Below are 6,564 nucleotides of genomic sequence, written 5' to 3'. Positions count from 1 at the left end.
CAGCGTCAACCCCGCCTTCTTCGCTTCCTCGCGCAGGAACGGCAGTCCGACCTCGATCACGTCGCGCGGGTCTTCCGCCACCGGCCGCCACACGGCGAGCCCGCCGGCGATGTCGACATCGACATGGTTCATGCTTTCGAGCGTGATCGCGCCCTGATAGCCGATGTCGGCGATCGCCTTCATGCAGGCCGCCCAGTTGAGCATGCCGCGCCCCGGCACGCCGCGATTGGCTTCCGACACATGCACATAACCGAGATAGGGCGCTGCCGCCTCGAAACCGGAAGCAAAACTCTCCTCCTCGATATGCATGTGGTAGGTGTCGAGATGGATGAAGATGTTCTCGGCGCCGACCCGCTCGATGATCCGCGCCGCGTCGATGCCGCGGTTGATCAGATGCGTCTCGTAGCGGTTGCAGGGTTCGATGCCGAGCTTCAGGCTGCGCGACTTCGCAGACTTCGCCGCGCGTTCGAGGAAGCGGCACATGCCGTCGATCTCGCGCTGCGTCGGCGCCCGGCCGGTGGTCTTGCCGATCGTGCCGTAGGTGACGCCGCCCAGCGCTTCGGCGCCCACCTCGTTGCAGACCTTGAAGGCCGGCTGGAGGAAATCGAGCGCTTCGTCCGGCCGCTCGACCACGTCAAGCGCGCGCGGCAGGCCGAGCGAGGGGATGAGCTCGACGCCATAGTGGCTGGCGAAGCCGCGCGTGCGCTTGGTGTCGATCTCCTCGGGACGCAGCAGCGGGATCTCCATCAGGCCGATGCCGAGCTCCTTCAGCCTGTCCATCTGCGGCTCGATGCGGGCGAGGTCCCAGACCGGAGCGATGGCGAAAGTGTGCAGTCCGAAGGTGTTCATGTCAGCCTCGTTGTTCATGCGCCGCCGCTGCGGCCGTATCGCCGCCGCCGACGATGCGGCTGACGACTTCGTTCATGTTGGTGTTGGCGGTGACGAGATCGGCATCCGCCCGCCCGTGACGCAGCACCACGATACGGTCGGTGACCGACAGCACGTCGTTCAGCCGGTGCGAGATCAGGATGACGGCGATGCCTTCCGACTTCAGCCGCCGGATGAGGTCGAGCACGCTCTGCACCTCGCGCACGGCAAGTGCTGCCGTCGGCTCGTCCATGATGACGAGCTTGGGATTGAAGGTGAGCGCACGCGCGATCGCCACGGTCTGCTGCTGGCCACCGGAGAACGAACCGACCGACCGGTTTATCGACGGCAGATGCGCGCCCAATCGCTCGATCATCTTCGACGCCTGGCGATCCATCTCGCTTTTGTCGACGAAGCCCGGGAACAGGCCGAGCAACTTTTTCGTCGGTTCGCGTCCAAGAAAGATGTTCGAGGCCACATCCTGCTGCTTGGCGAGAGAGAGATCCTGGTAGATCATCTCGATGCCGAGGCGCCGCCGCTGGCCGGGATCGAGCGCCAGTATGTCCTTGCCGTCGAATTCGATCGAGCCGGTGTCGGCCCGGTAGATGCCGGTGATGGTCTTCATCAGCGTCGACTTGCCGGCGCCGTTGTCGCCGACCAGCCCGACCACCTCGCCGGCCGCGACCGAGAGGTCGACGCCATGCAGAACGTCGACGGCGCCGAAGCTTTTGCGGATGCCGCGTAGCGAAAGCAGGGTCATACGCGCGACTCCTTCCGCACCTGGTACTGGTCGATGAAGACAGCGAGGATCAGCACCGCGCCGATCGCCATCTGCTGATAGTAGGATTGCACCGCAAGCAGCGTCAGACCGTTCTGCAGCACGCCCATGATCAGCGCGCCGATCATCGTGCCGAGGATCGAGGCACGGCCGCCGAACAGATTGGTGCCGCCGATGATCGCTGCCGTGATGGCGGTGAGCTCGTAATTGATGCCGGCGGTCGGGTCGCCGGCATTGACGCGGGCGGTGAAGAGCAGGCCGGCGAGCCCGGCAAGCGCGCCGGAAAGCGTGTAGATGATGCGGCGGTGGTGCTCGACGCGGATGCCGGCCGCGCGGGCAGCGCCTTCGCTGTCGCCCAAGGCCAGCGTATGGCGGCCGAAGCGCGTATAGGCAAGCACCGCATGCGCCACGATCGCGGTGAGCACAAAGATGATGACCGGCATCGGGATGCCGAACGGCCGGCCCTGGCCGATATAGACGATCTCGGGCGGCAGTCCGTAGATCGCCCTGCCCTGCGAGATGACCAGCGCCAGGCCGCGCGCCAGGCCCAGCATGCCGAGCGTTACGATGAAGGCCGGCACGAAGGCGCGGGTGACCAGTTGCCCGTTGATGTAGCCGGCGATCGCGCCCGCGAGGATGCAGGCGATCACCGCGAAGACCGACGGCCAGCCGAGATTGACCGCCACGAAAGCGCCGGCGACGCCGGCCAGACCCATCACCGAGCCGAGCGACAGGTCGAGCCCGCCCGAGCCGATGACGAAAGTAGCGGCAATCGCCAGCACGCCGATCGTCGAGGTCGCCAGCAGGATGTTGAGGAAATTGCTGAGCGACAGGAAATAGGGCGACAAAAGCGCCATCGCCGTGCTCAGCGCCAGAAGCACCACCAGTGACTCCAGCCTGATGTGGAGCCTTTCGACGGATGCGCGTTGCACCCGAGCCCAGAAGCCGGGCTGCGTCATTTCGGAAGCCATTTTTCCACCCTTCGGGTAGGGAGTAGGGCAGTAAGGCAGTAGGGAAGGCAAGGAAGATGAGGAAGACCGGTTGGAGAAGCGCAAACCATCGCTTTCCCCCTACTCCCCTACTGCCTTACTCCCCTACTCCCTTCCTTCTTCACTTCACATATTGCAGCATCGGCTCCTTGCCGGCGTCGATCACGTCCTTGGTCAGCACCAAAGTCGGCACCGCGATGCTGTCCTCGACCTTCTCGCCGGCCAAAGCCTTCTTGACGTTCTCGACCGCCTGCTTGCCGACCAGATAGGGGAGTTGCGCCACCGAGGCGTTGAGGCGGCCTTCCTTGATCGACTTCACCGCGTCCGAATTGCCGTCGACGCCGATGATCGTCACCTGCGGCCCTTTGCCGGCGGCGTAAACCGACTCCACCGCGCCAAGCGCCATGCCGTCATTGGCGCAGAAGATGGCGACGAGATCGGGATGCGCGGTCAGCGTGTCGGTGGCGATCGAGGCGGCCTTGCCGCGATCCCAGTCACCCGGCAGCGAGGCGACGATCTCGAGGCCCGGTGCCAGTTCCTTCAGCTTGTCGGCGAAACCCTTGGCGCGCTTCTCGCCGGTGATGTTACCGGAGAGGCCTTCGATGACCAGCACCGGACCCTTGGCGTCCTTGCCTAGCTTGTTGGCGAGATATTCGGCGCCCTGCGCGCCGGCGGCGATATTATCGGAGCCGATGTGGAAGGTGACCTTGACGCCCTCCTTATCGAGCACCGCCTGGTCGAGATTGTTGTCGAGGTCGACGATCTTGATGCCGGCCTCCTGCGCCGACTTCAGGCAAGGCAGAAGATTGGTCGAGTTGATGGCGGCGGTGATCATCGCCACCGGCTTGCGCTCGAGCATCGTGTTGCAGAGATTGAGCTGCGGCTCGGCCGCCTGGTCGCTCTCGGCCGCCTGCTGGAAGTACTTCACCCCGGCTTCCTTTGCGCCGTCCGCGACGCCCTGCGCCATCGCGCCCCAGAACGGATTGGCCAGCGTCTTCATCAGCACGCCGTATTCCCCGTCCTCGGCCTTGGCGGCGCCGACGGCGGAGAACGCAAGCGCGATGCCCACGGCAAGTGTAAATCGATTTATCTTCAAGAAAGGCGATATCATTCGATCCTCCGTTGATCCTTGGCGCCGGATGCCTCGGCCAGGGCCGGCGCATGCTTCCGTTCACGACAATGGGGGCTGTTGTCGGTCTCCTCCCCCGGGATGCGGGCCGTTGCCTGGCGAGCCAACGGATTCCCGCATCAACACCTGGCAGGGTTCGAGCCGCGCCGTGGGTGGTCCCACGGCGCCCTCGACCCTGCGAAACAAAAGGTTCATCGCCTCGCTGGCGATCTGGCGCACCGGCTGCACCACGGCCGCGATCGCGGGCCATGTCACCTGCATCCATTCCGCATCGTCGAAGCCGACCAGCGAGATGTCGTTCGGGCAATGCCAGCCGCGCCGGCGGAACTCGGACAGCGCGACAAGCGTGCCCTTCAAAAGCAGCGAATAGACGGCGGTCGGTCGCTCTCCCCTGGCAAAGTAATCGCGCAGCGAAGCCCTGAGCGGCTCGACGCTGACTTCCGAGGTGATGACATCGATGCGCACCGACGGGTTGAGCGCCAGCGCCTGGGTGCGAAACCCGTCCAGGCGCGCCCGCACCGTCGCCGCCTGCTCGGCAAGGCCGATGACCAGTACATGGCTGTGCCCATTGCCGACCAGCATCCGCGCCACTTCGGCGCTGGCGGCGGCGCTGTCGGCCGATACCGTATCGAAAGCATCGTCAGACAGGACGCGGTCTATCAGCACGCCGGTCATGCCGTTGGCTTTCATGAAGGCGGCCGCCGGCCCGTGCTCATTGCGGACTGGTGCCAGCACCACGCCGGCAACACGCCAGTCATGCATGCGGGCAAGGATCTCCTTCTCGCGCGCTTCCGATTCACGGCTCGACGCGGCGACCAGCGTGTAGCCGCGCTGCTCGGCAAGGCCTTCCAGTTCGGTGACCATCGAGCCGAAGAACTCGCTTTCGAATTCCGGCATGATGGCGCCGATGATGCGGCGTTTGGCGCGGCGCATATCGGAGGCTAGAGGATCGACGCGGTAGCCCAGGCGTTCGACGGCATCGAAGACGCGCTGCGCGTTTTCAGGCTTCACGGTTGTGACGCCGGCCAGCACCTTGGAGACGGTGGCTGCCGACACGCCGGCATGGCTTGCCACGTCGTGGATCGACGGACGCCGCTGCCGAACTTCCTGTTGCGCCATTGACCTCCTCCCGAGGGCAGGCAGCCGATTTTGCTGCCTCGCTAATCTAATCGATAAATCGATTTTTCGTTCTTGTAAATCGTTTCACCGGGAGTAAGACTGGAAAGATGCGATTGACGCGATCCAATCGTGTCCCGGGAGGAAAACATGTCCGACAAGACCTTGCCGCTGGTGATCAGCGCGCCCGAACCACGCACGCTCGACCTGATCTTCACGCCGCCGCAACTGGCGCTGTTTCGCAGGGAATATCGCATTGTCGAGACAACGCCGGAAGGCCTCGCAAAGTTGCCGCCGGATGTGCTTGCCGAAGCGCGCTACATCGTTGGCCAGCCGCCCATCGCCTCGGAAACGCTACAGAAAATGACGGCGCTGCGCTGCATCTTCAATGTCGAGACCAACCTCCTCAACAACATGCCCTATGAGACACTGTTCGCGCGCGGCATCCATGTCGTCACCACGGGCCTGGTCTTTGCCGAACCGGTGGCCGAGCTCGGCCTCGCCATGGCGCTGAACCTCGCGCGCAACATCGTTGATGCCGATCTCGCCTTCCGGCGGGGCGAGGAATTGTGGGGCGGCGACGGCAACCAGACCGCGCGCCTGCTTTCGGGTGCCGATGTCGGCATCATCGGCTTCGGCGATCTCGGCCGCGCCCTCAACCGCCTGCTGACCGGCTTCCGCACCCGCACGAAGGTCTACGATCCGTGGCTGCCGCCGTCGATCCTGGTCGACAACGGCGTCGAGCCGGCCTCGCTGGACGAGGTGCTGTCGCAAAGCGATTTCGTATTCGTCGTCGCTTCCGTCACCAGCGAGAACCAGGGTTTTCTCGGCGCCGATGCTTTCGCCAAGATGCGCAAGGGCGCGGCCTTCATCCTGCTCAGCCGCGCCGGCGTCGTCGATTTTCCGGCGCTGATGAAGGCTGTGAAAAGCGGCCACATCGTTGCGGCGAGCGACGTCTTCCCGGAGGAGCCGCTGGCAAAGGACCATCCCGTCCGCGCCCTCCCCGGTTTCCTGCGTTCGGCGCATCGCGCCGGCGCGCTCGACATCGCCTTCAAGCGCATGGGCGACATGGTGCTGGAGGACATGGACCTCGTCGACCGCGGCCTGCCGCCGTTGCGCTCCAAGCGCGCCGAGCGCGAGACGGTGTCGCGCATGCGCTCCAAGCCGGTCGACAGGAACTGAGGCTGGCTCGACCCCACCGACCAGCCAGCGCGCGCGTGTTCGGAACCGGCTTGATCGTTCGCTTCCGCGCCCGAACCATGAGCAAACTCGGTTTCGCCGCGGTTGCAGGGTGGGTGCGGCAGCTGGCAGCCAAGTAAATCATCCCTTCCGATTGCGGTCTTCGACAATTCAACGTGATCGTTGACAAGGGTGCCATTTCAGCAATAAGTTCGGTGACAGAACGAATTAATCAGGGGCCCGATGTGAGCGACCTGCCGCGCATTTCCCGACAGTTCTCGCAGCGCTCCGTCATGGAGGCGATCGTCCAGGGCGGGCCCATATCGCGGGCCTCGATCTCCAAGCTCACCGGCCTGTCGAAGCAGACGATCTCGGAAATCGTGCGCGGCCTCGAGCAGGAAGGCTGGGTGCAGGAGACCGGGCGCACCAGCGGCCATGTCGGGCGCACCGCCGTCACCTACGAGCTTGTCCACGACGCCGCCTACATCATCGCCGTCGACCTGGGC

At 64.7% G+C, this 6,564-nt stretch carries 7 protein-coding genes; 2 read left to right on the top strand and 5 right to left on the bottom strand.

From position 1 onward, the window contains the following. The 5 genes from EOD07_RS17345 to EOD07_RS17325 form a co-directional block, all read right to left on the bottom strand. Positions 1 to 849 (bottom strand): sugar phosphate isomerase/epimerase family protein (locus EOD07_RS17345; RefSeq protein ID WP_164772307.1); only part of this gene is annotated, 849 nt, incomplete at its 3' end. A gap of 1 nt (position 850) precedes the next feature. Continuing rightward, complete coding sequence (locus EOD07_RS17340) at positions 851 to 1,627, bottom strand: ATP-binding cassette domain-containing protein (RefSeq protein WP_040984014.1); 777 nt, start codon at positions 1,625 to 1,627, stop codon at positions 851 to 853. Beyond that, positions 1,624 to 2,616 (bottom strand): ABC transporter permease, encoded by a 993-nt coding sequence (locus EOD07_RS17335; protein WP_127236336.1) that lies wholly within the window; start codon positions 2,614 to 2,616, stop codon positions 1,624 to 1,626. The genes EOD07_RS17340 and EOD07_RS17335 overlap by 4 nt, the downstream gene beginning before the upstream one ends. A 139-nt stretch (positions 2,617 to 2,755) precedes the next feature. Beyond that, positions 2,756 to 3,745 (bottom strand): substrate-binding domain-containing protein, encoded by a 990-nt coding sequence (locus EOD07_RS17330; protein ID WP_127236335.1) that lies wholly within the window; start codon positions 3,743 to 3,745, stop codon positions 2,756 to 2,758. A gap of 60 nt (positions 3,746 to 3,805) precedes the next feature. Further along, positions 3,806 to 4,882, bottom strand: coding sequence for a LacI family DNA-binding transcriptional regulator (locus EOD07_RS17325; RefSeq protein WP_127236334.1), 1,077 nt, complete (start codon positions 4,880 to 4,882; stop codon positions 3,806 to 3,808). Positions 4,883 to 5,029: 147 nt separating this feature from the next. Here EOD07_RS17325 and EOD07_RS17320 point away from each other — a divergent pair, with 147 nt between their 5' ends. Then, entirely contained in the window at positions 5,030 to 6,061 is a 1,032-nt protein-coding gene (locus EOD07_RS17320; RefSeq protein WP_127236333.1) for a hydroxyacid dehydrogenase, read from the top strand. A 242-nt stretch (positions 6,062 to 6,303) separates the two neighbouring features. Next, positions 6,304 to 6,564, top strand: a 261-nt coding sequence (locus EOD07_RS17315; protein ID WP_164772306.1) for a helix-turn-helix domain-containing protein, incomplete at its 3' end; no start/stop codon positions are given.

It is taken from the genome of Mesorhizobium sp. M2C.T.Ca.TU.002.02.1.1, from assembly GCF_003997225.1.
This window is presented reverse-complemented; position numbering and strand designations above follow the sequence as displayed.